Source organism: Mesorhizobium sp. P2_F7 (assembly GCF_056403695.1).
Genome location: NZ_JBFUFA010000001.1, coordinates 135,249 through 161,812, shown reverse-complemented (window position 1 = coordinate 161,812; position 26,564 = coordinate 135,249). Strand labels below are relative to the sequence as shown.

At 64.1% G+C, this 26,564-nt stretch carries 18 protein-coding genes; 11 read left to right on the top strand and 7 right to left on the bottom strand.

Going from position 1 to position 26,564, the window contains the following annotated elements:
* Window positions 1-215: 215 nt before the first annotated feature.
* From AC1DZ8_RS00720 to AC1DZ8_RS00705, 4 genes are all read left to right on the top strand, one after another.
* On the top strand, window positions 216-4,058 hold the full coding sequence (locus AC1DZ8_RS00720; RefSeq protein ID WP_477306680.1) for a caspase family protein: 3,843 nt from the start codon (window positions 216-218) through the stop codon (window positions 4,056-4,058).
* Window positions 4,059-4,209: 151 nt separating this feature from the next.
* Entirely contained in the window at window positions 4,210-5,604 is a 1,395-nt protein-coding gene (locus tag AC1DZ8_RS00715; RefSeq protein ID WP_477306678.1) for a multicopper oxidase family protein, read from the top strand.
* A 154-nt stretch (window positions 5,605-5,758) separates the two neighbouring features.
* The gene (locus tag AC1DZ8_RS00710; RefSeq protein WP_477306676.1) at window positions 5,759-7,072 is read left to right on the top strand and encodes an NAD(P)H-dependent oxidoreductase; all 1,314 of its coding nucleotides are present in this window, start codon (window positions 5,759-5,761) and stop codon (window positions 7,070-7,072) included.
* A 364-nt stretch (window positions 7,073-7,436) separates the two neighbouring features.
* Window positions 7,437-8,315, top strand: coding sequence for an MBL fold metallo-hydrolase (locus tag AC1DZ8_RS00705; RefSeq protein ID WP_477400261.1), 879 nt, complete (start codon window positions 7,437-7,439; stop codon window positions 8,313-8,315).
* A 51-nt stretch (window positions 8,316-8,366) separates the two neighbouring features.
* On the opposite strand, the gene proC is transcribed toward AC1DZ8_RS00705, so the two are convergent.
* From proC to AC1DZ8_RS00690, 3 genes are all read right to left on the bottom strand, one after another.
* Entirely contained in the window at window positions 8,367-9,182 is an 816-nt protein-coding gene (gene proC / locus AC1DZ8_RS00700) for a pyrroline-5-carboxylate reductase (protein ID WP_477306673.1), read from the bottom strand.
* 86 nt (window positions 9,183-9,268) lie between these two features.
* A complete protein-coding gene (locus tag AC1DZ8_RS00695) occupies window positions 9,269-10,588 on the bottom strand; it encodes an O-antigen ligase family protein (protein WP_477306671.1) in 1,320 nt (439 codons plus the stop codon).
* Window positions 10,557-11,555, bottom strand: coding sequence for a glycosyltransferase family 2 protein (locus AC1DZ8_RS00690; protein ID WP_477306669.1), 999 nt, complete (start codon window positions 11,553-11,555; stop codon window positions 10,557-10,559). The genes AC1DZ8_RS00695 and AC1DZ8_RS00690 overlap by 32 nt, the downstream gene beginning before the upstream one ends.
* 173 nt (window positions 11,556-11,728) lie before the next feature.
* Here AC1DZ8_RS00690 and AC1DZ8_RS00685 point away from each other — a divergent pair, with 173 nt between their 5' ends.
* The 3 genes from AC1DZ8_RS00685 to AC1DZ8_RS00675 are packed head-to-tail and all read left to right on the top strand — an operon-like array spanning window position 11,729 to window position 14,612.
* A complete protein-coding gene (locus AC1DZ8_RS00685) occupies window positions 11,729-12,901 on the top strand; it encodes a glycosyltransferase family 4 protein (protein ID WP_477306667.1) in 1,173 nt (390 codons plus the stop codon).
* Window positions 12,898-13,692, top strand: a complete 795-nt coding sequence (locus AC1DZ8_RS00680; protein ID WP_477306665.1) for a WecB/TagA/CpsF family glycosyltransferase — start codon at window positions 12,898-12,900, stop codon at window positions 13,690-13,692. The genes AC1DZ8_RS00685 and AC1DZ8_RS00680 overlap by 4 nt, the downstream gene beginning before the upstream one ends.
* Complete coding sequence (locus AC1DZ8_RS00675) at window positions 13,689-14,612, top strand: DUF6492 family protein (RefSeq protein ID WP_477306663.1); 924 nt, start codon at window positions 13,689-13,691, stop codon at window positions 14,610-14,612. Before AC1DZ8_RS00680 ends, AC1DZ8_RS00675 begins: the two co-directional genes overlap by 4 nt.
* On the opposite strand, the gene AC1DZ8_RS00670 is transcribed toward AC1DZ8_RS00675, so the two are convergent.
* Window positions 14,609-15,904: a lipopolysaccharide biosynthesis protein gene (locus AC1DZ8_RS00670; protein WP_477306868.1), complete on the bottom strand. Its 1,296-nt coding sequence runs from the start codon at window positions 15,902-15,904 to the stop codon at window positions 14,609-14,611. The two genes, AC1DZ8_RS00675 and AC1DZ8_RS00670, sit on opposite strands and share 4 nt — an antisense overlap.
* Before the next feature lie 196 nt (window positions 15,905-16,100).
* Here AC1DZ8_RS00670 and AC1DZ8_RS00665 point away from each other — a divergent pair, with 196 nt between their 5' ends.
* The 4 genes from AC1DZ8_RS00665 to AC1DZ8_RS00650 all read left to right on the top strand — a co-directional run bounded on the left by AC1DZ8_RS00665 (window position 16,101) and on the right by AC1DZ8_RS00650 (window position 22,419).
* Window positions 16,101-18,461 (top strand): GumC family protein, encoded by a 2,361-nt coding sequence (locus tag AC1DZ8_RS00665; protein ID WP_477306661.1) that lies wholly within the window; start codon window positions 16,101-16,103, stop codon window positions 18,459-18,461.
* A gap of 228 nt (window positions 18,462-18,689) precedes the next feature.
* Window positions 18,690-19,589, top strand: coding sequence for a bifunctional methylenetetrahydrofolate dehydrogenase/methenyltetrahydrofolate cyclohydrolase FolD (gene folD / locus AC1DZ8_RS00660; RefSeq protein ID WP_477306660.1), 900 nt, complete (start codon window positions 18,690-18,692; stop codon window positions 19,587-19,589).
* 53 nt (window positions 19,590-19,642) lie between these two features.
* Complete coding sequence (locus tag AC1DZ8_RS00655; protein WP_477400260.1) at window positions 19,643-20,605, top strand: GlxA family transcriptional regulator; 963 nt, start codon at window positions 19,643-19,645, stop codon at window positions 20,603-20,605.
* 149 nt (window positions 20,606-20,754) lie between these two features.
* Complete coding sequence (locus AC1DZ8_RS00650; RefSeq protein WP_477306656.1) at window positions 20,755-22,419, top strand: vWA domain-containing protein; 1,665 nt, start codon at window positions 20,755-20,757, stop codon at window positions 22,417-22,419.
* Between the two features lie 69 nt (window positions 22,420-22,488).
* Here AC1DZ8_RS00650 and edd read toward each other — a convergent pair whose 3' ends face one another.
* The 3 genes from edd to zwf form a co-directional block, all read right to left on the bottom strand.
* A complete protein-coding gene (gene edd, locus AC1DZ8_RS00645) occupies window positions 22,489-24,312 on the bottom strand; it encodes a phosphogluconate dehydratase (RefSeq protein WP_477306654.1) in 1,824 nt (607 codons plus the stop codon).
* A 64-nt stretch (window positions 24,313-24,376) separates the two neighbouring features.
* Window positions 24,377-25,093 (bottom strand): 6-phosphogluconolactonase, encoded by a 717-nt coding sequence (gene pgl / locus AC1DZ8_RS00640; RefSeq protein WP_477306652.1) that lies wholly within the window; start codon window positions 25,091-25,093, stop codon window positions 24,377-24,379.
* Window positions 25,075-26,544, bottom strand: a complete 1,470-nt coding sequence (zwf, locus tag AC1DZ8_RS00635; protein ID WP_477400259.1) for a glucose-6-phosphate dehydrogenase — start codon at window positions 26,542-26,544, stop codon at window positions 25,075-25,077. Before zwf ends, pgl begins: the two co-directional genes overlap by 19 nt.
* Between the last annotated feature and the right edge of the window lie 20 nt (window positions 26,545-26,564).

Below are 26,564 nucleotides of genomic sequence, written 5' to 3'. Positions count from 1 at the left end.
CCGGAATTGCGCTACCCGGTGGCCATGCTGAACAGTACCGGGTCGTAAGCCGAAAGCCAGCCAGCGCCGTGCGCATCAAACCCACGACAAGAACACGGTCCGCCCAAGGACTTGCCATCGACCGGCCATCATGATGCCATCTCGCCTTCGGAAGATATCGCCGGGTTTTGGGCTAGACGATGCTTTTTGGGCGAACAGCAGGTGCGACGGGGCGCATGTGCGCGGCGATTGCCGCGGCACTGCTGCTGTGCCTGTGCACGCTTGTCTCCGCTTCTGCTGAAGAACCGAAAGCGCTGAAGGGCGTGGCACTGGTCATCGGCCAGTCCGACTACCAGCACGTCTCCAAATTGCCCAATCCAGAAAATGATGCCCGCGCCATCGAGGAGATGTTCGACAAGCTCGGTTTCGAGACCGATGTCGCCACCAATCGCGACGCCCGCAAATTGCGCCGAGACCTCGAAGGCTTCGTCGAAGATGCGGAAGGCGCCGACGTCGCCATCATCTATTATTCGGGCCACGGCATCGAGGCCGGTGGCGAGAATTATCTGGTGCCGGTCGATGCAGACGTCTCATCGCTGGGCGATGCCGGCGAAAAGCTGGTCGCGCTTTCCGCCATCGTTGCCGAGCTGAAATCCAAGGTGCCGGTCACCATCGTGCTGCTCGACGCCTGCCGCAACGACCCGTTCCCGCCCGGCACGCTGCTGAAGCGTTCGCCCGATGATGAGGGCAAGCCGATCAGCGCCGGTGGCCTCGGCGAAACGCGCGGCGTGGTGTCCCTTAAAGGCAACGCCGAGGCCAAGGGATCGGTCGACGACAGCCTCGGCCAGGTCATCAGCTTTGCCGCCGAACCCGGCAAGGTGGCGCTTGACGGTCCGGCCGACGGCAACAGCCCCTATGCGGCGGCCGTCCTGCGCCACATCGACACGATGGGCGGCGAGGAGTTCGGCACCGTGCTGCGCATGATCGGCGAGGAGGTGTATCTCAAGACCAACGGCCAGCAGCGGCCCTGGGTCAACGAAAGCCTGCGCCGGCTGCTCTATTTCGGCACCCCCGCCGAGGCGCCGAAAGGCGATGAGGGCGAAATCCTGCGAGAACGTCGCCAGCTTCTGCTGACCATCTCGACGCTGCCCGATCCGGAACGCCGCCAGATCGAATCGGTCTCGCGCGACGGCGGCGTGCCAATGGATGCGCTCTACGCCATGCTGAAGACGCTCGGTGCCGATACGCCAAAGGATCCGGCCGAACTCGACAAATTGCTGCGCGGCCAGACCGAGCGGCTGAAGCAGGTGCTGGCCGAGCAGGCGGCGTTGAAGAGCCAGGACCCGGAAATCGTCAGGTTGACCGGGCTCGCCGAACAGGCGGTGCGGGAAGGCGCGCTCGATGCCGCCAGGAAATTTCACGAGCAGGCCAAGGCTCGCGTCGGCGAAATGTCGAAGACGGTCGACCAGGCGGAAGCCGAGCTCAAGGCGCGCCGGATCGAGTTTGCGGAGGTCTTTGGCAACAGCGCCGAAACCTACGAAATCGCCTTCAACTTCCAGGCTGCGGCGCAAGACTACGCCAAAGCCTATGAGCAGGTCGAGAAATGGGACGACCGCGAAGCCTGGTTCTACAAGATAGCCGAGGCCAGGGCGATTTCCGAGTACGGCACTTTCTCAGGCGACAATGCTGTCCTTCTGCAGGCCGTCGCTGCTTATGAAAAGAGCCTGACTTTTGTGTCGCGCGAAAGGAGCCCGTTGTCGTGGGCTGCCACCCAAAATGACGTCGCAGCTACCCTATCGATCTTGGGTGAACGCGAGGCCAGTCGCGACAATCTCGACAAGGCAGCCACTGCCTTCGAGCAAGCGCTGAGTGTCTACACGCGCGAGGCTTACCCGGATCATTGGGCGTCTACCTATGGCAATCTCGGCACTATCTACTGGCGGCTCGGCCAACGCGAGAACGGCACCACGTTGCTCGACAAAGCGGTCGCCGCCTTTCGATTGGCGCTTGAGGTTCAAGGGTCGAAGAAGGTGCCGCTCGAATTGGCTGCAACGCAGAATAATCTTGGTGTCGTTCTCTCCGACCTCGGCGAGCGTGAGACGACTAGCGATAGCTTTCGCGCGGCAATCGACGCGCATCGCGCAGCCTTGACCGAGTATCGCCGGGACCGCCTGCCACTTGACTGGGCATTGAGCCAAATCAATCTGGGTAATGCGCTGTATCGCCTTGGCCGGCGCGAAAACGATATCGCGACCATGCAGCAGGCGATCGCAGCATATCAGGCGGCGGCTGGGGAAATGACCAGGGAGCGCGCCCCAGCACAATGGGCGTCAATCCAGAACAACATGAGCTCGGCGTGGGAATCAATCGGCCAGATCAATGGCGATATCCGAACGCTGCAGCGCGCACGAGAGGCGGCAGAGGCTGCGCTTTCGGTCCGAACGCGCGAACACGCACCGGCTGAGTGGGCAGAAGGCCAGATGACGCTCGGCAATGCCTTGCAACGTCTGGGCGTGAAGCGGAACAGCAAGGATTTGTTGTTGCAGGCGATAGCTGCGTATCAGGCCGCCCTGTCCGAATATCCGCGCGAAAAGTCACCGCTCGATTGGGCCTCACTGCATCAGAATCTGGGATGGGTTTACGGCCTGCTGGGCAATCGAGAGACTGGGACTGACTATCTGCAGAAGTCGGCGGCTGCCTATCACCTGGCGCTGGAGGTCTCAACAGCCACCGCCGCTCCGATCGATTTCGCCTCCATCGAGGACGATCTCGGCGTTACGCTGTCGACCTGGGGTGACCGTGCCCGCGACAAGGCGATCCTCGAACAGGCGGTCGCCGCTTTTGATGCTGCGCTCACCGTGCGGACCAGACAGAACGATCCGAAGAAATGGGCGAAGACACAATATCGCCTGGGCATTGCCTTTTCCCAGCTGGGTAAAACTGATGGCGATCCGGTCGAGGCGTTCGAACGAGCGGTGACGGCCTACCATGCGGCGCTGGAAGTGCAGACCCGTGACAGAGACCCAGAAAACTGGGCGGCAACGCAATGGGGCTTGGGCCAGGTGCTTTTGCTTCTGGGCGACCGCACGCAGAACGGCGACGATTTCAGCCAATCGGTAGCAGCGTTCGAAGCGGCGCTGCCCCTCTATGATCATGCAACAGCGCCCGACGATTACGCCCAGCTGCAGAACGAGCTCGGCACCGCTTACTACTATCTTGCCGGCGCCAGCAAAGACCCGTCTCTCTACCAGAAGGCGGCGACCGCGCATGAGGCGGCCCTGGCGGTCTATGCGACACTGCCCGACCGAACACTCTGGGCTTCGGTCGAAGGCGATCTCGGCAACACCCAGATGATGCAGGCCAGTGCCACTTCCGATCCGGATACGATGGCGAAATCGGTGCAGGCCTATGAGGCGGCGTTGACTGTGACGACCCGAGACAAGGACGATGACGGGTGGCTTCGCAATCAGTCCAATCTGGCAAGCGCTTTGTCGACGCTGGGCTACTGGCGCAACGATATCGCGCTGATGAAACGCTCGGCCGGCATCTACCGCAGCATACTGGGCGTGCGTACGCGCGACCGCGACCCCGAACGTTGGGCTACGACCCAGGCGAGCCTGGCGCAGGTGCTCAGCATGATCGGCGGAAAGGAGCCTTCGGCCGAACTGTATGAAGAGGCTGTCACCGTCAACCGGGCGCTGGCCGAGCAGATCGGCCGCGAGCGCGATCCCGAACGCTGGGCCAATGCCCGCAACGAGATGGGCTATGCCCTGACCATGGCTGGCCGCGCCGAAAACAACGTCGCGCATTTCGAGGAGGCGGTGCTGGTCCTGCGCGAAGCGATCGATGTGCAAAAGAAGATCAACGCGGTGCCGGCTGTGGCCTTCACGCAGGATAGCCTGTGCGACGTGCTGGTCGATCTGGGCGCCGCCCACAAGGACAAGGCGCTTGCCCAGGAAGCCATCGCCGCCTGCCAGGAGGCGCTCGTCATCTTCCGCGACAAGAAGATGGACGACCTCGCCGCGGGTTCGGAAAAGAATCTCGCGGAAGCACAGGCGCTGCTCGCGGAATTGCACTGAAACGGCGACGCCGGCGTTCACACTGCCGCGCAAGCAAATGTCATCGGCCTGCCATGGCATGACAGGGAGGCGATGTGGCAGTATCGGCAGCGCGCCGGTAGCCGCCGCCATCCAGAGCGCCAACACAGCCGCATTTCAGTTGGAGCTTTCTATGACAGTACTCACCCGCCGCAGGCTTCTAAAAACGGCCGCGGTTGCCGGCGTCGGCGGGGTCGGCCTTGCCGCTATGGCCAGGCTCGGCGGCTGGGCCGCCGCCACTCCTGAACCAGTGGTGCTCAAGACGGCAAAAATCCAGGCGAAGTTCATGGACGTGGGCGAGACCAGGGATGTGCTGACCTATGGTCAATCAGGCATGCCGCCGGTGCTCAGGATTAAAAAGGGTGAGCCCTTTGCCGCGCGTCTCGTCAACGGCATCGACGATCCGACGACGATCCACTGGCACGGCATTCGCGTGCCCAACAAGATGGACGGCGTCCCTTTCCTGGTTCAGCCCTATGTCTACACCGGCGATCAGTTCGACTACGCCTTCGCGCCGCCCGACGCCGGCACATTCTGGTATCACCCGCATTGCAACACGCTGGAGCAGATGGGGCATGGCCTGACCGGCGTCATCGTTGTCGAAAACCCTAACGATCCGAAGTTCGACGCCGAGGCGGTCGTCAATCTTCGCGACTGGCGGCTTGGCGACGACGCCCAGTTCATCCAGCAATTCCGCCCGCGCGATGCCGCGAAAACCGGCACCTATGGCACGGTGCGCACCGCCAACTGGCTCGACCAGCCACAATTCGACGCGCCGGCCGGCGGGTTGGTGCGGCTGCGGGTTGCCATCACCGATGTCACCCGCATCTACGCCTTTCGCGTCGAAGGCGCGGAAGCCGCCGTCATCGCGCTCGACGGCAATCCGGTGCCGCAGCGTTTTGCCCCCGATGCCTTGCTGCTTGGTCCGGGCCAGCGCATGGATCTCGCCATCCGCATGCCCGACCAGGAGGGCGCCATCGTCAACCTCGGCGATGTCAGGGGCACCAAGCCCAAGACGCTCGGCACGTTGCGCTCCGCCGGAACCTCGCTCAAGCGGGACCTGCGCGACCTCGCGCCGCTGGAAGCCAATCCGGTGCATGAGGTGGACCTCGCCAGCGCCCGGCACATTGCGCTGTCGCTCAGCGCCACAGCGGAAAACGTGCCGAGCGACAGCATATGCGGCACGCTCGGTTACTCTTTCTGGGCCATCAACAAGGTTCCGTGGCCGGGCGACACGCCGGACCCGACCGCACCTCTGGCCGAACTGAAGCTCGGCAAAAGCTATGTCATCGACATGGAGAATCTGACGCCGCAATCGCATCCGATCCATCTGCACGGCATGAGCTTCAAGGTGCTGTCGTCCTCGACCCGCCAAGTGCAGCCGCTGATTTCCGACACCTATCTCGTCCAGCCCAATGAGAAGGTGCAGCTCGGCTTCGTCGCCGACAATCCAGGCGACTGGCTGCTGCACTGCCACATCATCGAGCACCAAAAAACCGGCATGACGAGCTACGTCAGGGTGGTTTGAAGCAGCATTCGGTCAATCGGTTTCTTGACGGGGTTAACCTGGCCGGCCGGGCTTATTGTCCGAGAAATTGCCGCAGTCCGCCGGTTTCGTTGGCAAAGCAGGGCCGTTCCCTGCTATTCCCGCCTGCAAATCAAGAAGCCGTGGACACGCTTGCATGACCAATGTCGCCCTGACCGGACTCGCCCGCGATCTCGCGAAGCGTGCTGCCGAAGGCAAGCCGGTGCGCATCGGCGTCATCGGCTCCGGCGAAATGGGCACCGATCTGGTCACACAAGGGATGCTGATGCCGGGCATCGAGGTCTGCGCCATCTCGACGCGCCGCCCGCACACCGCGCGTGACGCCATCCGCATCGCCTATGGCGATGAGGCGATGGCAGTCGAGGCCGACACGGCATCGAAAGTCACCACAGCGATCGAGTCGAGGAAAATCGCCATCACCTCGAACGAGATGCTGGTCACCAATCCGCTGATCGACGTCGTCATCGACGCCACCGGCAAACCCGGCGTCGCCGCCGATTTCGACTTGAAGGCGATGGAGCACGGCAAGCATCTGGTGATGATGAATGTCGAGGCCGACGTCACCATCGGCTGCTATCTCAAGCAGCAGGCCGATCGGCTTGGCGTCGTCTATTCGGTCGGCGCCGGCGACGAGCCGTCGAGCTGCATGGAGCTGATCGAGTTTGCCTCCGCGCTCGGCTACACCATCGTCTCGGCCGGCAAGGGCAAGAACAACCCGCTCAACCACGATGCCGTGCCGGACGACTATCGCGAGGAAGCGATCCGCCGCAACATGAACCCGCGCATGCTGGTCGAGTTCGTCGACGGCTCGAAAACCATGGTCGAGATGTGCGCCATCGCCAACGCCACCGGCCTGGTGCCCGATGTTCCCGGCATGCATGGCCCCAAGGCCGACCGCGACGAACTGGCCAAGGTGCTGATCCCGCGCGCCGATGGCGGCATCCTGTCAAAGAAGGGCGTGGTCGACTACACGATCGGCAAGGGCGTGGCGCCCGGCGTCTTCGTCATCGTCGAGGCGACGCATCCGCGCATTGTCGAGCGCATGGACGATCTTCATATCGGCCACGGTCCCTATTACAGCTTCTTCCGGCCTTATCATCTGACCTCGCTGGAAGTGCCGCTGACGGCGGCGCGCATCATGCTCTACGGCCGGCCCGACATGGTGCCGCTGCCGAAGCCGGTCGCCGAGGTCTGCGCCGTGGCCAAGCGCGATCTCGCCGCTGGTGAGACGTTCGATGCCATTGGCGAGACCTGCTACCGCTCCTGGACCATGACCGCTGAGGAGGCCCGCGGCCATCGGGCGGTGCCAGTCGGACTGCTCGAGGGTGGCAAGGTGCTGAAATCGGCCAGGAAGGGCGAACTGCTGACCACGGACAATGCCACGCCTGATCAGACGACAAGGCTCTACGCCCTGCGCAAGCTGCAGGACGAGATGCTGTACGGGGCGTAGGCTTTCGGGTGAAGTGACGGGGCAATCGCATAGGGCGCTCCCCCTCTCCGTCTCGGCTTCGCCGAGCCACCTCTCCCCCGCTCTCGCGGGGGCGAGGAAACGCTAACCTCAAAGGCTGCGGCCTTCACAAGCTTGGGTTCCTCGCCCCTGCCAAAGGCGGGGGAGAGGTGGCTCGGGCGAAGCCCGAGACGGAGAGGGGGCTAGCCGTGCCTCATGCGCCGGCCACCATTGTCTGATCCATTCAGACACTCTGTCTTTTTGATCCGTATTTTTCAAACGATGCCGAGATGCCAATCTCCGGTCGATCAGTTGAAACCCATTGAGGATTGAGATGTTGCAGACCGTTTGGACAAGACGCGACACGATGAAAACCCTTCTGGCCGTGGGCACGGCTGCCGTGCTGCCGCCGCTGACCTTTGCCGCCAGGGCTGCCGGCAAGCTGGCATGGACCTATTTTCAGGCCGACGAGAATGGCTTTCGCCGCACGCCGGTGCTGCTGACCGGCGAGAAGGAAGCCATCCTGCTCGACGGCGGATTTACGCTTTCCGATGGCCGGGCGGTCGCGGATGCGATCAAGGCGACGGGCAAGACCCTGACCACGATCTATGTCAGTTGCAGCGACCCTGACTATTATTTCGGTCTGCGTCCCATCGCGGATGCCTTTCCCGGCGCCAAGATCATCGGGGCCGGCGCGACGGTGGCGGCGATCAAGGCCAATGTACAGGGCAAGCTCGATGTCTGGGGGCCGCAGCTCAAGGACAACGGTCCGAAGGTTCTGGCGGATGTCGTCATTCCCGAGGTCTCCGATGTCGCCGCGCTTGAAATCGAGGGCAACGCGATCGAGATCGTCACCATCGCCGACCTGAAAGACCGCCGCTATCTCTGGGTGCCCAGCCTTGAAGCCGTGTTCGGTGGCGTGCTGATCTCGTCGGGCGTGCATGTTTGGGTTGCCGATGAGCCAACCATTGACGAGCGCAAGAAATGGATTGCCGCGCTGGGTGAAATCGCGGCGCGCAAGCCTCAAATCGTGGTGCCGTCGCATCAGGTCGCCGGTGCGCCGGACGGCCTGGCGGCGGTGGAATTCACCCGCGCCTATCTCGAAGCGTTCAATGAGGAAGCCGACAAGGCGAAATCCAGCGTCGAGCTGATTGCGGCGATGAAGCGGCGCTATCCCGATCTGCTCGACGTCTCGTCGCTGGAGCTGGGCGCAAAGGTCGCCAAGGGTGAAATGAAGTGGGGCTGATGCGGCCTGGCTCGGGTCAGGGCTGCACACAGCCCTGACGCCCCGCAGGTGTTACTTCCCGAGCTCAATCGAGCGCAACCGCGCGGCTTCCACCGCCTCGGTCAGCAGCTTCGTCAGCCGGTCTTCGCCCATCAGCACCGCAAGTGCTGCGGCTGTCGTGCCGTTGGGGCTGGTGACCTGCTGGCGCAACACGCCGGGCTCCTCGCCGCTTTCGGCGGCGAGTGCTGCGGCGCCATAGACGGTCTGCATGGCCAGCAGCCTGGCGGTGTCGGTCGGCAGCCCGGCCTTCTCTGCGGCAACCGTCAACGCTTCGATGAAGTGGAAGATGTAGGCCGGACCGGACCCCGAAACCGCCGTCACCGCATCCATCAGGTTCTCGTCGTCGATCGTGGTCACCACACCGCTCGCCGACAGCAGCTCGGCGACGAAACGCCTGACATCGTCGGTCACCAGCGGGTTCGAATAGACCACCATCATGCCCTTGCCGATCGCCGCCGGCGTGTTCGGCATGCAGCGGATGATCGGCGCGAGATGGCCGAGGATATGCTCGAACGTGGCGACCGGCGTGCCGGCAGCGATGCTGACGAAGGTGGTCCTGCCATCGGCGAAACGCTTGTAGCCAACGGTGACGTCTCGGATGACCTGCGGTTTCACGGCGATGACGACGAGGTCGGGTTCAGCATCGGCCGGGATGCCGCTCGCATCCGCGGCGACACCGCAGCCAAGATGCTCGGCGCGCTTGCGCAGGTCTGCATTGGGCTCGACCACGAACACGGCTTGCGGCGCAAGCCTGCCGGATTTCAGCCAGCCCGCAAGCATGGCGTAACCCATATTGCCGCAGCCGGCGAGAACAAGCCTGATCGTCATTGAGAACCCTCCGAGAAAGGCTTCTCCTTAAACGCTCACCGACGGGCGGGGAAGACCCTCAAGGCTGGCTGGATCAGGCCAGCCGGTCAAGGTCGCCGGCGCACCGCGATCGGCCGCAGCGACACTTGCCGCAGGCCAAGCACGCCGAGCACGAAGAACAGCCAGACCGGGTCGCCGCGGTGGAAGAAGAAGCTTTCGAGGAAAGCGTTCAGCGCCGTGAACAGCACCACCATCATGAAGAAGTCGCCGAGATAGATGTTCTCCTTGCGCGGCGGGATGCGCATGTAGTCGCGCAGCGGCGCGATCAGGAATGTGTAGACGGCAACGCACAGCGCCGGGATGCCCATCAGCACCGCAATGTCGAGATAGCCGTCATGGCCGTGCACGATTGTCCTGATGTCCCAGGGTCGGTCGAAAGGCTGGTCCTGGCTGAGCAGCAGCGGCGTGCCCCAGAAACTTTCATAGCCGTAGCCGGTCCACGGCTTCTTCGCCAGCATCTCGCCGGAGAACTCCCACAGCGTCGTGCGCCCGGTATAGGTAAGGTCGGGGAAATAGGTCGCCGCCAGCTCCTTGACCGGCGGGATGAAGACGATGCCGAGCGTGCCGACCGCCGTGGCAATCATTGCCAGCGCAAACAGGATCGGCGTGCCGAACCGCATGCCGATCAGGCCCGGCAGCACCACGATCAGGATCGAAAACGGCACCAGGCCTGCCGTCGTCTTGGAACCGGTGTGCAGCATGAAGACCATCGCCGCGCCGAAGATAGCGACCCCCCAGAATTTTTGCCCACGCCGAAAGAGATAGAGCCCGGCGAAGCTGAAGCAGGCCATGACAGGCCCGGCTATGTTCTTGTGAGCGAAGACGCCGCGCCACAGGCCGGCATGTTCAGGTTCCTGCGAGTCTGCCGTGTGCAGCGCCTCGTGCGGAAAGACGACGAGGCCGATATAGGACAGGCCGATGACGACGATGGCGGTGAAGATGATGACTTTCGAAAAGCTGTCGGCGTCGCGCGGCAGCACCAGGATCGTCGCTATCGTCAAAATGCCGAGCAGCGTGAAGAAAGCCGCGCGCATCGCCGAGGACGGATCGGTCGCGTTGATGACCGAAAGCATGAAGAAGCCGAGCATCAGGATCCAGGACGGGCTAAGCAGCGAGCGCACCACCTTGGGGTCGGCGAAGGTCAGCAGCGAGAAGATCGAAATGGCGCCGAGCGAACTGAAGCCGAGCTGGTTGACGATGTCGCCGCCGTCGCCGGTCAGTTCCGCACCGGCCGGCTGAAACGGCCGGAACGACACGATGATGACGGCAAACAACAGCGCGGCAATCGCCGTCGCCACGCCGTCGCGGGTGACGATGCCGCCCAGCAGCAGCTCGTCAGTTCTTCTCAGGCTGCCGGTATTGCTCATTGGCGTATCCGAATTCGGCAAGGACGCGGCCGAGCGCGACATAGACGGGATAAAGCGCCGTCGACAGGGAGCCTGTCCGCGCCAGCTTGATCGCACCGCGCAGCGGCGAGGCGGCAAGCAGCGCCAGACTTTTAGCAAACACCTTGACGCCGGCCAACGGTGTGCCGGCGCGTTTCTTCTTCTCGACCAGGGTCGAGATCACGCCGTTGCGCAAGGATCGGGCGCGGATCCAGTCGGCCTCGACACGCCTGGCCGGAACGCCTTCGCGCACCCTGGCCTCGGCGCACCAGCCAAGCACGAAACCTTTCTGCGCCGAGCGCGAGAGGAAGTCGGAATCGCCACCGCCCATGAAGTTGAAGCGCAAGTCGAGGAAGGGCGGCCCCATGGCGGTCAGCACGTTGCGCCCGACCAGAAGGTTGCCCGAGGAATAGAGTGCGGCCACGCGCCCGGTCTCGCGATAGGGTGGCGCAAAGACGGGGTGCTCGGCCCATTTCGCGTGAGCCGGATCGGCAAACACCGGCACTTGCGGCCCGCCGACAATGTCGGCGCCGAGCGTCTCCGCCGCCTTGCACATGCGCTCCAGCCAATCGGCCTCGGCGATCTCGTCATCGTCGATGACGAGGAGATGGCGGAAGCCAGGAAAATGCAGGATCGCCGTCTGCCAGCCGGCATTGTAGGCGCTGCAATTGCCGCGCTCATGCGCGATGATGACCATGCCCGTCATATCGCCGCGCGCAAACAGCGGCAGCGCCGCCTTGGCGCCCTCGCGCGCCTCGACTTCGTTCTCGATGACGATGACGGCGAAACGCCTCGCGGTCATTTGCGCCTTCAGCGAGGCCAGCGTTTCCAGGAGCAGCTCTGGCCGCTTGAAAGTCGGCAGCGTGACGACGGCTTCTATGGTCTCGGCGGCAAGCCCCGGAGAGCGTCCCGCGATCGATACCGAACCATCCGATGGCAAAGGGATCATCCGCTTCCAGCCGCAAGTATTAAATCTGGTTTTCGATAGCACTGCGGTGATAACGTTTGGTTAATCATCTTTCGCAGCGGCGCCGGCCGATTTTCGCCTTTCCACCGTTGCGTTGTGTGACTTAATCAAGGGTTCACCCAGCTTTGCTAGTGGCTGGCGCCTGGATAGGTGAGATGCATCTGCTGTTCGCCACATCGATCGTGCCCGACGGCGCACTCGCCTCGGGCTATGAGATCGCCAATGCTGCGATCATCGCCGCCTTGCGGCGCGCGGGCGTGCGCGTCACCGTCATCGGTTTCATCTGGCCGGGCAAGGCGCCCAGCGACCCCGAAAACACCATCGTGCTCGGCGCTGTCGACGTGCGCACGGAAAGCGCCTCGGCGCGGCAGAAGCTCGCCTGGCTTGGCAAGGCGATGCTGTCAGGGCTCACCTTCGCTTCCGTCAAGTTGCGCGCGGTTTCCGACAGTGACGTCAGTGCTGCGATTGAGCGCGCCGGTCCCGTCGACGGCTATGTCCTGAATTCCGTGCAGTTCGCCGGCGCCTTCGAAAAACTGTTTGCCGACCGCCCGTCGATCTTCGTCGCCCACAATGTCGAACATGCATCGGCCAGGGAGAATGCGGCGGCTGCAAACAGTCGCTTCCAGCGCCTGCTGTTTGCCCGCGAGGCGAGGCTGCTCAAGATCATGGAGGAGCGGCTCTGCCGCCAGGCTCGCTTCGTCTTCACGCTGGCCGAGGAAGACCGCGCCGCACTCGGTGTTGCCTCCGATGACCGTTCGGCAGTGCTGCCGCTGGTGACCACGGCCACGGCGTCGAAGCCGGTAAAGCCGCGCATCATCGATTGCGACGCAGCGCTGATCGGCACCTGGACCTGGCAGCCTAATCGCATCGGCCTCGACTGGTTCCTGGAAAAGGTCGTGCCGCATCTTCGCCGGAGTTTTCGCATCAGGATCGCCGGCAACATGCCGTCCGACGTCAGCTCTGCGCATCCCGGTGTCGAATTCGTCGGCCGCGTGCCCGACGCACAGGCTTTTGTGCGCGGCGCCGCCGTCATTCCGCTGATCAGCACCGCCGGCAGCGGCGTGCAGCTCAAGACCATCGAAACCTTCGAGCTTGGCCTGCCGTCGGTCGCCACCAGCCGCTCGCTGCGCGGCATCGACCATCGCCCGTCCAATTGCGTGGTGTCGGATGATCCGGCCGCCTTCGCCGACGCGCTGGAAGCGGCGGCGGCCGATGTCAGGGATGTCGACGGAAGCGCCTTCCATAGCCGGCAGATCAACGAACTGGACGCTGCCATCAGGCTCGGCCTGGAAAGGCTCGGATCGGTCGGCAAGGAGGTGTTTGCATGAACATGCACACCGCCCGCGCCGCCTTGGGGCTCGATACACTGAAGACGATCCTCGGCATTTCGGTCGTCGCCATCCCCTGGGATGACGCGATCGCGCTGCTGGCCCGGCTGATTGCCGAGCGGCGCTTCACCAAGGTCAGTTTTCTCAACGCTCACAATGCCAACATCGCCTATACCGATCCGGTCTTTGCCGAAGCACTCGACGATTTCCTCATCCTGCCCGACGGCGTCGGCGTCGATCTGGCGGCAAAGCTGCTCTACGGCGCGCCATTCCCGGACAATCTCAACGGCACGGATTTCATTCCGGCCTTTCTGCAGGCATCGGCAAGGCCGTTGACCGTCGGGCTGCTTGGCGCCACCCGCGCCAACGCCGAGGCGGCGTCGATCAAACTGGCTGCGCTGGCCGTCCAGCACAAATTCGTCGTCATCCATGACGGCTATTTCTCGCCCGCCGAAGAGCAGGCGATCGTCGACCGCATCGAGGCGTTGCGGCCCGACGTGCTGCTTGTCGCTATGGGCGTGCCGCGCCAGGAATTGTGGATCGCGCGCCATATCGATGCTCGCCACTGCACGCTGCCGATCGCAGTCGGCGCGCTGCTCGATTTCCTTTCCGGGTCCGTGCCGCGGGCGCCGCTGTGGATGCGCCAGCTGAGGCTGGAATGGCTGTTCCGCCTGTGCATCGAGCCGGGCCGGCTGTGGCGTCGCTACGTCGTCGGCAATCCAGTGTTTCTGTGGCGTGCCATCAGGCAGAAATTCTCGCATCGGCCCAAGCCTGCCGGAGAGCCGCGGTGAACAGCCGCTTCGTGCCGAGCCCTGCCATGGACACGGGTGTCCTGCCGCAGACGCCGACAGCGGCGGTGGTGACCGCCAGCTATGCGCCGGATTTCGAACGCTGCCGTCTGCTGTGCGAAACCCTCGACCGCCATGTCTCCGGCGTGGCGCATCACTACATACTGGTCGAGCATCGCGACGTGGCACTGTTTCGCCAATTGGAAAACAGCCGGCGAAGCATCATCGACGAACGCGACCTGCTGCCGCGCTGGCTACGTGTGTTCGATGATCCGATGAGCCTGTTTCGCCGCCGCATCTGGCTAAGCTTCAAGACCCAGCCGCTGCGCGGTTGGCATGTGCAGCAGCTGCGCCGCATCGCCATCGCTGCGCATGCGGGGGAAGACGTGCTGGTCTTCTGCGATTCCGACGTCGCCTTCGTCAAACCGTTCGATCTCAGCGCCTTCTGGCGCGACGGCAAGGTGCGGCTGTTTCGCCGCGACGGCGTGCTGTCGAACGACGGACACGACGAGCATCGCATCTGGTCAAGCAATGCTGCCTCGGCGCTTGGCATAGATGCATCCGAGGTTTCGACCCACGATTATATTTCGACGCTGATCGCCTGGCGCCGGCAGACGGTGATGGCGATGTGCGCCGAGATCGAGAAGGTCCACGGCCGGGGCTGGGTCGAGGTCATCGGCTCGGCGCGCCGCTTCTCCGAATGCATGATCTACGGCCGCTATGTCGACGATGTGCTGAAAGGCGCCGGCCATTTCCACGGCGCGGAAGAATTCTGCCGCGTGCACTGGACCGGCGAGGCGCTGTCGGATGACGAATTCCGCAACTTCGTCGCCGCCATGGCGCCGGGGCAGGTGGCGATCGGCATGCAGTCCTTTATCGGCACCGATATTGGCCGCATCCGCCGCCTGATCGGGCTGGATTAGATCGCCTTCGCCGGCTTGCGCATCGCCGAGTAGGTCAGCAGTGCCGAGGCGAGATAGAGCAGCAGGAACACGACATTGAGCGACAGCACCAGCGTGGGCGTGTCGGCAATCGTGGTCAGCACATAGGTCAACAGCACCGCCTTCAGCCCGGCCAGCAGGCCGAGATTGAGTGCGCGGATCGCGGTCTGCCCGCGCGCGAACAAAAGCTCGGCCTGGTATTCGACCAGGTTGCGCAGTCCCGGCACGCCGATCGCCAATGCCACCAGCGGTGCTGCCTCGGCGACGTTCCGGCCCAGCGCATTGGGGAAGAAATGCAGCACGATGCCGAGTGCCGCCAGCGCCAGTGTCGAGACCAGGAACACACCGGCTTCGATTCCGCTCTTGACCCGCAGTCGCGACAACAGTTCCGGCGCCCGCATCATCCGCTGCACCAGCATCATCGAGAAGGTGCGGATCGGGATTGCCGTCAGGTCGACCAGCCGCATGATGATGGCGTAGATGCCGGCCAGATGCGGCCCGCCGATCGCCAGCACAAGCAGCTTGTCGAATTCCGACTGCAGGTAGAACAGCACTTCGGCGCCGGCGACATAGATCGAATCGGCGAGGCGCCTGAGATAGAGCTCGGTGCGCAGCCTGAGCCGCTGGCGCGGATAGTAGAAGCCGAAGGCGAGCAGCAGCGAGGCGGCGTTGGCGCCGATATAGAACAACGACCATACCCAGACGCTGTGCTGCCCCGACAGCATGAACAGCACCGCGCCCAGCGCGCGGAACGCCGTGGTCACGATCGACAGCACGGCGGCGCGGCCGAATTTGCCGAGCCCATTGTTGACGATCAGCACCACCTCGACCGGCCGCCACAAAAGCGCTTCGGCAAAGACGATTGCGGCAAAGACGGCCAGGGGCACGGTGCTGGCGAAGAAGATCAGGTAGACACCCCAGGAGGCCGCCGCCAGCAGCGGCAAGGACACGGCGCCAAGCAGCAGGAAGCCGGCGGTGAAGGTGCCGATCAGTTTGGGGCGGATGGTGGCGGTACGGTAGAGCGCCGAGATGAAGCCGAAGGCGAGGATCCGCGACAGCATGACGCCGGCCGCCGACGCGGTGGCGAACATGCCGAACTCGGCGATCGACAGCGTGTTGGCGAGTGCGATGAAATACGCGAGCGAGAACACCAGCCGCCCGCCGGCGCCGCTGATCGCTGAGAGATAGTCGCGGACCAGCCCCCGTCGTTCGGCCACGAAGGTACCGATCCGGGCGAGTGTCCGCCTTTGCGGTGTGTCGCTGGCCTGCATCATGTCGAGGAAGGCATAGGCCGGAAAGTTTAACGTGCGGTTCTGACCACCGTTTTGCGCCCTCGACAATGTGCGGCAGAAGCGAGAAACTTCGGCTTCGGGTCAATGAAATTAACCTTTTGTTTCCCATGCCTGTTTAGCGTGGCTTAACGATTGGCCGACCGCCGCTCCCAAGCCGCCAAGGGTAAGTTTCAAGACAATGGTCGACAGGGAAAACCGTGAAGACTGGAGGCGCGAGCGCTCCCTCCTGGCGCTCGGCAGGGCTGTGCGCGGCGACGAGGCGGCGGATGCATCGCCGGTTTCGATCGGCGACCGGGCCGATCCGTCATGGCGCCAGGACGCCGCCACGCGTCACCGGATCGCCCGCTCGCAGCGCGAGGCGCAGTCGAACGCCGCACGCGAAGCGGCGCCCGAGCCGCCGCGAGCCGACCGCGGACCCGTTTTGGGCGAACCGTGGTCGTCGGCAGACGATGCCGTTCGCTACCAGCAGGCCACGCCATCTGAGGCGTCTGGCGTCAGACCGCGTGACGAGGCGGCCCGTTTCGAAGCCTATCGCTCGCAATCCGCTTACGAGCCCCGCTATGCCGACGAGCAGCGGCGGGACCGCGACGATGACGACGATCAGCAATGGAAGCCGCTGATCGACCCGCTGCAGGTCGTCCGCGGCATCACCCGGTCCAAGCTGCTGATTGTCTCGACGACGATACTTGGAACGGTGCTCGGCGTCGCCGTCGCCGTTTCGACGCCGAAGAAGTACGAAGCCACCACCCAGGTGGTCATTGAGCCAGGTGACCTGAAGCTTTCCGACAACGATCTCACCCAACCGGTCGGGCAGCCCGATGCGGCGCTGGCCGTTGTCGAAACCCGCATCAAGATGGTGACGTCCGGCAAGGTCCTCGACAAGGTCGTCGCCGATCTCAATCTCGTCGCCGATCCGGAATTCAACGGACAGGGTTCCGGCGGCCTCGGGGTCATGTCACTGATCCGCTCGATCCTGTCGCGCCAGGATGGACCTGGCGGTGCCGGTGAAGCGCGCCGCCAGGCGCTGGCGGTTGGCAATCTGGCCAAGAGCCTGTCGGTGGAGCGCAGCGGCAAGAGCTTTGTCGTTTCCATCGGCGCCACCACCCAAAGTGCCGACAAGTCGGCGGAGATCGCCAACACGACGAGGGACGTTTTCCAGCAGGAGGCGGCCCAATACCAGTTCGGGATGGCCGGACGCGCGACGGACCAGCTGACGGCCAAGCTCGATGACCTGCGCAAGGATGTCGAGACGGCCGAGCGCAAGGTCGAGGATTTCAGGGCCACGCATGATCTCGTTGACGCGCAGGGCCACCTGATCAGCGACGACCAGATGCTGAAGCTCAACGAACAGCTCTCCGCCACCCGGGCCCGCACGCTGGAACTCAATGCCCGCGCCGCGTCGGCGCGTTCGTTGGACGTCAATTCGGTTATCAACGGCACCTTGCCGGAAGAAATCAATTCCAACACGATGAGCGAACTGCGCGCGCAATATGCGGCGTTGAAGCAGGAGGCCGACCGCGCCGCCGTGCGTCTGGGGCCGCGTCATCCAGAATACCAGGCGCTCAACGCCCAGCTTGACGGCTCACGCGAGCGGATCGCCGGGGAACTGCGCCGCATCGCCTCGTCGCTGCAGGTCGACTTGAAGCGCTCGGTCCAGCTCGAGCAGGATCTCGCTTCCCGCCTGGCCCAGGCAAAGGTCCAGAGCGGCGACGTCAACAGCGATCTGGTCAGCCTGCGCGAACTGGAGCGTGATGCTACCGCCAAGCGCTCCGTCTACGAACAGTATCTTCTGCGCGCCAAGGAGACCGGCGAACAGCAGAACATCAACACCACCAACATCAACGTGCTGACCAAAGCGCAACCGCCACTCGAACCCAACGGGCCGTCGCGGGCTGTAATCGCGCTTGCCGGCCTGCTGCTTGGCCTTGCTTCCGGCATCGGTCTCGGTGCGATGCGCGGCGCCTTCGCAAGCTTGCGCGACGCCACTGGCTCGCGTTCGCGCGGTCGGATGGACGAGCGCCGGCCACCCGTCGAAGACAAGGTCTATCGCGCGCCGCTGCCTGTGGCGCCGCCACCTGTAGCGCCTCCGGTGTTGCCGACCGGGACCGCACCCGCCCGCGGCCCAGGTCTGTTCGGCGGACTGTTTTCGGCGATGCGCAGAGCCATGCCAGGCAGCGATGCGCCGCCAGAAAAGCCAGCGGCAACGGTCTGGACCCAACCAGCAGCGCCGGCCGAGCGCACAAGGTCGATGCAGGAGCCTGCCGGCTATCATCAGCAGGACTTTCGGCAAGAAGTTCCGGATGCCTATGCCTATGGGCAGCAGCCTGGTTACACGCAGCCCTGTCGACCGGCAGACTATGCCTATTCGCAGGCCCAGCCGACGCGCGCAGTGTCCGAGCAGTGGTCTTCTCCGCAGCCGGCCGAGGCGGCGCCGGACGATCAGCAGGCGCAAATCGACGATATCCGCGCCGGCCTGCGCGAATTTCGCGAAGCGGTCCGCGAGCTGACCGAAAACCGTTCGCGCCGCCGCTATTTCTGAGCCCGCCGGCACGGAATAAAAGCTGCCGGTTTCGAGTTAGCGGCATCTGACGGCGCTTTGACGGGATTGCCCAAGCGAAATTTCGTGAAAATGCCGCGCAGCATGGCGCTCAAAAAGTGTTGCCGTCGGGCTGACCCGAACGCGCGGAACGTTTGGAACAACGACATGCACGAAACAACGTTCAAGGCGCGCGCCGCGCCTTGGCTGGAATGATGTTGAGGATGGTTCATGGCCGAAGTGATTGACGGAAAGAGCGTCGCCGGAGACGTGGTTCAGAAGGTCAAGGCCTTGACCGCGGATCTGGTCGCCAAGGGCAAGGCCAAGCCTGGCCTGGCTGTGGTCATCGTCGGCGAGGATCCGGCAAGCCAGGTCTATGTCGCCTCCAAGTCGCGCACCGCCAAGGAATGCGGCTTCCATTCGCTCCAGCACACGCTGCCGGCCGACACGTCCGAAGAGGCACTGCTGAAGATCATCGGCGAGCTCAACGCCGATCCGGCCGTCAACGGCATCCTGGTGCAACTGCCGCTTCCCGCCCATATCGATGCCGGCAAGATCATCCAGGCCATCGCGCCGCAAAAGGATGTCGACGGCTTCCACTTCATCAATGTCGGCAAGCTCGGCACCGGCGAACTCGAAACCGCCTTCGTGCCCTGCACGCCGGCCGGCTCCATGCTTCTGATCGAACGCGTGCGCGGCAAGGATCTCTCAGGCCTCAATGCCGTGGTCGTCGGTCGCTCCAACATCGTCGGCAAGCCGATGGCCAATCTGCTGCTTGCCGCCAATTGCACCGTCACCATCGCCCACAGCCGCACCAGGGACTTGCCGGCGCTGGCCCGTACTGCCGACATATTGGTGGCTGCCGTCGGCCGGCCTGAAATGGTCAAAGGCGACTGGGTCAAGCCGGGTGCCACAGTGATCGATGTCGGGATCAACCGCATTCCGGCACCCGAGAAGGGCGAAGGCAAAACCCGCCTCGTCGGCGACGTCGCCTATGCCGAGGCGGCAAAGGCCGCCGGCGCCATCACGCCGGTGCCCGGCGGTGTCGGGCCGATGACCATTGCCATGCTGATGGCCAATACGTTAGCCTCAGCCTACCTTGCGGCCGGCTTGAAGCGGCCCTCCTTCTGACCCAGAAAGCAGCTTCTTTGCCGAACCCCACTATTCCCTCTGAACGGCCGGTCATGGATGATCTCGTTCAAGGCGGCCGGCAATTCGCGTTCCTGCTGGTCGACAAGTTTTCGATGTTTTCGCTGGCAGCGGCGATCGACACTTTCCGCTCGGCCAACCGCTTGCTCGGCCGCGATTTCTACGGCTGGACCACGGTCTCAGCCGACGGCGATCCGGTCATGGCCTCCAACGGCCTGCCGCTCAAGATCGACTATGCCGTGGCCGACCTGCCGCCGGTCGACATCCTGTTCGTGTCGGTGGGCCTGTCGATCGAGTTCCCCGGCAAGAGCAAGGTGCTGGCGGCGCTGCGCAGCTGGGGCCGGCGTGGCAACGCGCTCGGCGCGCTGTCGGTCGGTTCTTATCTCCTGGCCGAAGCCGGTCAACTCGAAGGCTATCGCTGTACCATCCATTGGGAGAACCGCGCCGGCTTCGTCGAGCGCTTTCCCGATATCAACTGCACCGGCAACGTCTTCGAGATCGACCGCAAGCGCTACACCTGCGCCGGCGGCACCACCTCGATCGACCTGATGCTGGAGATCGTGCGCGGCGATTTCGGCTCCAACCTCGCCAATGGCGTCGCCAACCAGTTCCAGCACGAGCGCATCCGCTCCGCCGGCGACCGCCAGCGTGTCGGGCCCGAACGCGACCTGACCGGCAAGTCGGAGAAGCTCAGGCGCATCGTCGAACTGATGGCCGACCATCTCGACGAGCCGCTATCGGCGGTGCAGCTCGCCAAGTCGGCAGGCCTGTCGGTGCGCCAGGTCGAGCGCCTGTTCCTGCGCCATTTGAGCGTCACGCCCGGTCGCTACTACATGCGGCTCAGGCTCGAGCGGGCGCGCGAATTGCTGCGCCAGACCAACATGCCGATCCTCGACGTGGCCATCGCCACCGGCTTCACCTCGCACTCCTATTTCGCGCAGAGCTACCGGCTGCAGTTCGGCCGTCCGCCCTCCGAGGAGCGGCGCACCACCTACTGATGGGGTGCTGAGCCAGCCCTCGCGACAGGCCTTGGTCGCCGCCGGTCCTGTTACATTGCAACGGTTCGTGAGCCGCTCCGGGCTTGTGCTCGAACGCGCCGTCAAATAGCTTCCGGCGCGGATCAGAGGGCGGCCTCAAGGAGATTCCAATGGCGGGACTTTTGCGGAGCGTCGCTGCGGCGCTGCTCCTTTTGTCGATGACGTCGCTCGGCTTTGCGGCAAACAAAGTCATCATCATTCTTGATGCTTCAGGCTCGATGTGGGCCCAGATCGACGGCAAGCCGAAGCTCGAAATCGCCCGTGAATCGCTCAGGACCGTGCTGCAGTCGGTCCCGGCCGACGACGAGATCGGCTTCATGGCCTATGGCCATCGCGAGAAGGGCAGCTGCGAGGACATCGAGCTGATCGTGCCGCCGCAGGCGGGCTCTGCCAGTGCCATCTCGGCTGCTGCCGACAGCCTGAAATTCCTCGGCAAGACGCCGCTGACCGCTGCCGTCAAGCAGGCAGCCGAGGCCTTGAAATACACCGAGGACAAGGCGACCGTCGTTCTCATCACCGACGGGCTTGAAACCTGCGGCGGCGATCCTTGCGCGCTGGGCAAGGAGCTGGAAGCCTCGGGCGTCGACTTCACCGCCGACGTCGTCGGTTTCGGCCTGACCGCCGACGAGGGCAAGCAGATCGCCTGCCTTGCCGACAACACCGGCGGCAAATACATCCAGGCTTCGGACGAGAAGGCGCTGCAGGAAGCGCTGGTTGAAACCGTCGCCGCCCCGGCCCCGGCACCCGAGCCTGAACCCGCTCCGGCTCCTGCCCCGGCCCCCGAACCGGCCAAGCCCGAGTTCAATTTCATCCCCAGCGTGGTCATGGCCGAAGGCGGCGATCCGATCACCGACGGCAATGCCTGGGAGGTCTACAAGGCCAAGTCCGACGGCACGCGCGGCGAGTCCGTCACCACCCAGTACAACAGCTACGAGGCCAATCTAGAACCGGGCGACTATCTCGTCGTCGCGCGCGCCGACGAGGCTCAGGTGGAACAGAAGGTCAAGATCGAGGCCGGCCAGGTCTACAAGCCGCTCTTCACCTTGAACGCCGGCACCATGCTCATCCATCCGAAGGCGTACCAGGGCGCTGATATCAGCGACGAAGCCCATGTCGACTTCGCCTTCCCGGGCGGTAGCACCACTCACTATGGTGATACCAAGATCATCGTGCCGGCGGGTGAGCAGAAGGTGAAGGTCGAGATCGGCAGCGGCTCGGTAAGCGAGACCATCCAGCTCGCCGCCGGCCAGACGGTCGAAAAGGACATCGTCGTCGGCGTCGGCCACGCCGTCGTCAACGCCTACTACACTGCGGGCGGCGACAAGGCCGACTCCTCAGGCATCAGCATCCAGATCGTCAAGGCCAAGAAAAAGATCGACGGCTCTCGCGAAGACGTCGCCCATAGCTATGGTCCTGACAGCAAGTTCTGGCTGCCGCCGGATGACTATGTCGCGGTCACCGCGCTCGACCTCGCGACCGTCGAGCAGCCTTTCAGCATCAAGGCCGGCGACAGTCAGGACGTCAAGGTGACCCTCGATGCCGGCGTGCTGGCGATGTCGGCGCCTGGTGCCTATTCGATCGAGGTGCTGTCGCCGAAGAAGGACATCCAGGGCAACCGCAAGGCGCTTGGCCTGAGCTATGGCGACACCTGGCAGCAGACCATTCCGGCCGGCGACTATGTTGTCGTCCGCCACATGTCCGGTGAAGGCCAGGACAAGGAAATGCCGGTGACGGTCAAGGCCGGCGAACGGAGCGAGGTTACGGTCCAGCCGTAATTGACGTTTCATCCCAAACGACAAAGGGCGGCCTTGAGCCGCCCTTTTTATGTCGTGTGGAATGATGGTTCAGGCCGTGCCGAAGGCGCTGGCGCCATGGTCGGCGCGGCCGACCAGCTGGCGGAAGCCGGCGAACAGCTCACGGCCGAAGCCGAACTCGTTGCCGATGAGATCGATGTCCGCCGTGCGGCGCAGCGCAAGCTCAGGCCCCGGCACCAGCACTTCCAGCGTGCCGGCGTCGGCGTCGAGACGGATGATGTCGCCGTCATGGATGCGGGCGATCGGCCCTTCCTCGACCGCTTCCGGCGTCACATGGATCGCCGCAGGCACCTTGCCGGACGCGCCCGACATGCGCCCGTCGGTGACCAGCGCGACGCGCTGGCCGCGATCCTGCAGGATGCCGAGCACGGTGGTCAGCTTGTGCAGTTCCGGCATGCCGTTGGCCTTCGGCCCCTGGAAACGGATGACGGCGATGAAGTCGCCGGTGAGCGTGCCGGCCTTGAAGGCTTCGTTGAGGCCTTGCTGGCTGTCGAACACCTTGGCCGGCGCCTCGATGACGCGGCGTTCCGGCTTCACAGCCGACGTCTTGATGACGGCGTGGCCGAGATTGCCGGCGAGCACTTTCAGGCCGCCGGTCGGCTGGAAGGCCTTCTTGAAAGGCGCCAGCACCTTCTCGTCGCCGCTCTCAAGCGGCGAGGCCTCGCGCACCACGCTGCCGTCTTCGCCGAGCCGCGCCTCGACCGCATAGGGCCGCAGGCCTTCGCCCCACACTGTCTGCACATCCTCATGCAGGATGCCTTCGTCGAGCAGTTCGCGGATCAGGAAGCCAAGCCCGCCGGCGGCGTGGAAATGGTTCACGTCGGCAAGCCCGTTCGGATAGACGCGGGCGAGAAGCGGCACGGCTTCCGACAGGTCGGAAATGTCCTGCCAGGTCAGCGTGATGCCGGCCGCCGCCGCCATGGCGATCAGGTGGATGGTGTGGTTGGTCGAGCCGCCGGTGGCGTGCAGGCCGACCACGCCGTTGACGAAAGAGCGTTCGTCGATCATGCGCCCGACTGGTGTGTAGGCGTTGCCCAGCGCGGTGATCGCCAGCGCCCGCTTCGTTGCCTCACGCGTCAGCGCGTCGCGCAGCGGCGTGCCCGGATTGACGAAGGAGGCGCCCGGCGTGTGCAGGCCCATGATCTCCATCAGCATCTGGTTGGAATTGGCGGTGCCATAGAAAGTGCAGGTGCCCGGCCCGTGATAGGATTTGGACTCGGCCTCGAGCAGTTCGGCCCGACCGGCCTTGCCCTCGGCGTAGAGCTGGCGAACCTTCGCCTTCTCGTCATTGGGCAGGCCCGTCGTCATCGGCCCGGCCGGGATGAACACCGCAGGCAGATGGCCGAAGGTGAGGGCCGCGATCACCAGCCCCGGCACGATCTTGTCGCAGACGCCGAGATAGACGGCGGCGTCGAACATGTTGTGCGACAGGCCGACCGCGGCCGCCATGGCAATGATGTCGCGTGAAAACAGCGACAGCTCCATGCCGGTCTGTCCCTGGGTGACGCCGTCACACATGGCCGGCACGCCGCCTGCAACTTGCGCGATGCCGCCAACTTCGCGCGCGGCATCCTTGATCAGTGCCGGAAACGTCTCGAACGGCTGATGCGCCGACAGCATGTCGTTGTAGGAGGTAATGATGCCGAGGTTCGGCACCTTGTCGGCGCCGAGAGCCAGCTTTTCCGACGGGCTGCAGACGGCAAAGCCATGCGCGAGGTTGCCGCAGGACAGCACCGAACGGTTGGCGGTGCGGTTGGAGGCCTCGGCGATGCGGCCGAGATAGCGCTCGCGCCCGGCTTTCGAGCGCTGGCGGATGCGTTCCGTGATGGCTTCGATGTCGCGTCTGGCTGTCATGGTCGGTCCTTTCGAGCCCCGGAAGAACGTCCTCCACCGTCTGCCGGGACTGTGGCAGTTGAAATCAGGGCGCCCAGAACACCTCTACGGGCTTTGGCGAGGCGTCGATCACGGCGCGGATAGGCTTGTGCTTTCCCGGTCCCATCGCATTCTCGAAGGCGGTAAGCTTGTCCTCGCCTTCGATATGCAGTGCGATGAAGCCGGCGGCGATGATGCGCGCCATCGATAGGGTCAGCCGCGGCTCGCCGCCGCTCGGTGCATGCACCGGCAGCACGATCCTCTGCGAGGCGGGATCGAGCAAGGCGGGGAGATTGTCGGCATCGGGAAAGAACGACGCGGTGTGGCCGTCGCCGCCCATGCCGAGGACGACGACGTCGAGCGGCCAAGGCAATGCCTTGAGTGCCGTGTCGTCGGACGCTGCGGCAGTCTCGATGCTTGCGGCCTCGTGATACATCGGTACGAAATGCGCGGCGGCCGCCGCGTTCTGCAGCAAGTTGGCGGCAACCAGCCCGGCATTCGAGCGTGGCGAGGAGGCCGGCACGAACCGTTCGTCGACCAGCGTCACCGTCACCTTGTTCCAGGCGATCGGAATGGTCGAAAGTGCTGCAAAGAACTTCGCCGGCGTGGTGCCGCCGGAGACGGCAAGCAGGCCGCCGCCGCGCTCGTCGATGGCCTTGGTCAGCCGCGCCGCGACATTGCCGGCAAGGGCTGCCGCCAGGTCCTGGCGCCCGGCAAAGCCGTTCCAGTTATAGGAGGGCTCGCTCAATTGCTCTCGTGCCATGTCCGCCCGTCGCGTTCGATCAGCGCAATCGAGGCCGAAGGGCCCCAGGTGCCGGCCGTATAGCCTTGCGCCTCCTGCCTGGCGCTTTCCCAGGCGTTCTGGATCGGATCGATCCACTTCCATGCCGCCTCGACTTCGTCGCGGCGCATGAACAGCGTCTGGTTGCCGCGCACGACATCCATGATCAGCCGTTCGTAGGCATCGGGCGCGCGACCGTCGAACGACGTTGCGAAGCTCATGTCGAGTGGGATCTGGCGCAGCCGCATGCCGCCCGGACCCGGATCCTTAATCATGATGAATTGCTTGACGCCCTCGTCGGGCTGCAGCCGGATGACCAGTTGGTTGGCGAAGATCGGTCCCGCGCTCTCATCGAAGATCGAAAAGGGGATCGGCTTGAACTCGATGACGATTTCCGAAACCCGACTTGCCAGCCTTTTGCCGGTCCTGAGATAGAACGGCACGCCGGCCCAGCGCCAGTTGCCGATCTCCGCCTTAATGGCGACGAAGGTCTCGGTGTTGCTGTCCTTGCCAAGCTCCTCGACATAACCCTTCACCGCGCCGCCGGCCGACGCGCCGGCACGGTACTGACCACGCACCGTGTGCTTGGGCGCCTCGTTGCCGTTGATGCGCTTGAGCGCGCGCAGCACCTTGAGCTTCTCGTCGCGCACGGCATCCGCGTCCATCGACGACGGCGTTTCCATGGCGACCAGGCACAGAAGCTGCAGCATGTGGTTCTGCACCATGTCGCGCAGCGCGCCAGCCTTGTCGTAATAGGTGACGCGGTCTTCGAGACCGACGGTTTCGGCAACCGTGATCTGCACATGGTCGATATGCGCCGAATTCCACAGCGGCTGGTAGAGCGCGTTGGCAAAGCGCAGCGCCATCAGGTTCTGCACAGTCTCCTTGCCGAGATAGTGGTCGATGCGGAAGATCTGGCTTTCGTGGAAATCGTCACCGACGGCATCGTTAAGCGCGCGCGCCGAGGCAAGGTCGCGGCCGATCGGCTTTTCCAGCACGATGCGCGAATTCGGCGTGATCAGCTTGTGCTGCTTGAGCTGGTGCGAAATATCGCCGAACAGCGCCGGCGCCACCGCCAGATAGAAGGCGCGGATGCGGTCGCTGTCGCCGATCGCCTTCTTCAATTTGTCGAAGCCGGCGCCGGTCGTAGCGTCGGCCGGGATGTAGGACAACCGGGCAAGGAAAGTCTTCAGCTCCTTGGCGTCGATATCGGCCGGCTTGACATGATCGGAAATCGCCTGGTTGGCGAAAGCCTGGAATTCGGCGTCGGTCATCTTCGAGCGCGACGTGCCGATGATGCGGGTGGGCTCGGAAAACTGATGGTCGCGCTGGCGATGGTAGAGCGACGGCAGGAGCTTGCGTTCCGACAGGTCGCCGGTGCCGCCGAAGATGATGAAGTCGAAAGGATCGACGGGGATGATCTGGCTGGTCATGGTCTGTCCGCTTTGACGCC

What these genes read in the sequence shown, in the direction of transcription:
- AC1DZ8_RS00720 (WP_477306680.1), top strand. Translation starts at nt 216, where the DNA reads ATGTGCGCGGCGATTGCCGCGGCACTGCTGCTGTGCCTGTGCACGCTT.
- AC1DZ8_RS00715 (WP_477306678.1), top strand. Translation starts at nt 4,210, where the DNA reads ATGACAGTACTCACCCGCCGCAGGCTTCTAAAAACGGCCGCGGTTGCC.
- AC1DZ8_RS00710 (WP_477306676.1), top strand. Translation starts at nt 5,759, where the DNA reads ATGACCAATGTCGCCCTGACCGGACTCGCCCGCGATCTCGCGAAGCGT.
- AC1DZ8_RS00705 (WP_477400261.1), top strand. Translation starts at nt 7,437, where the DNA reads ATGAAAACCCTTCTGGCCGTGGGCACGGCTGCCGTGCTGCCGCCGCTG.
- proC (WP_477306673.1), bottom strand. Translation starts at nt 9,182, where the DNA reads ATGACGATCAGGCTTGTTCTCGCCGGCTGCGGCAATATGGGTTACGCC.
- AC1DZ8_RS00695 (WP_477306671.1), bottom strand. Translation starts at nt 10,588, where the DNA reads ATGAGCAATACCGGCAGCCTGAGAAGAACTGACGAGCTGCTGCTGGGC.
- AC1DZ8_RS00690 (WP_477306669.1), bottom strand. Translation starts at nt 11,555, where the DNA reads ATGATCCCTTTGCCATCGGATGGTTCGGTATCGATCGCGGGACGCTCT.
- AC1DZ8_RS00685 (WP_477306667.1), top strand. Translation starts at nt 11,729, where the DNA reads ATGCATCTGCTGTTCGCCACATCGATCGTGCCCGACGGCGCACTCGCC.
- AC1DZ8_RS00680 (WP_477306665.1), top strand. Translation starts at nt 12,898, where the DNA reads ATGAACATGCACACCGCCCGCGCCGCCTTGGGGCTCGATACACTGAAG.
- AC1DZ8_RS00670 (WP_477306868.1), bottom strand. Translation starts at nt 15,904, where the DNA reads ATGATGCAGGCCAGCGACACACCGCAAAGGCGGACACTCGCCCGGATC.
- AC1DZ8_RS00665 (WP_477306661.1), top strand. Translation starts at nt 16,101, where the DNA reads ATGGTCGACAGGGAAAACCGTGAAGACTGGAGGCGCGAGCGCTCCCTC.
- folD (WP_477306660.1), top strand. Translation starts at nt 18,690, where the DNA reads ATGGCCGAAGTGATTGACGGAAAGAGCGTCGCCGGAGACGTGGTTCAG.
- AC1DZ8_RS00655 (WP_477400260.1), top strand. Translation starts at nt 19,643, where the DNA reads ATGGATGATCTCGTTCAAGGCGGCCGGCAATTCGCGTTCCTGCTGGTC.
- AC1DZ8_RS00650 (WP_477306656.1), top strand. Translation starts at nt 20,755, where the DNA reads ATGGCGGGACTTTTGCGGAGCGTCGCTGCGGCGCTGCTCCTTTTGTCG.
- edd (WP_477306654.1), bottom strand. Translation starts at nt 24,312, where the DNA reads ATGACAGCCAGACGCGACATCGAAGCCATCACGGAACGCATCCGCCAG.
- pgl (WP_477306652.1), bottom strand. Translation starts at nt 25,093, where the DNA reads ATGGCACGAGAGCAATTGAGCGAGCCCTCCTATAACTGGAACGGCTTT.
- zwf (WP_477400259.1), bottom strand. Translation starts at nt 26,544, where the DNA reads ATGACCAGCCAGATCATCCCCGTCGATCCTTTCGACTTCATCATCTTC.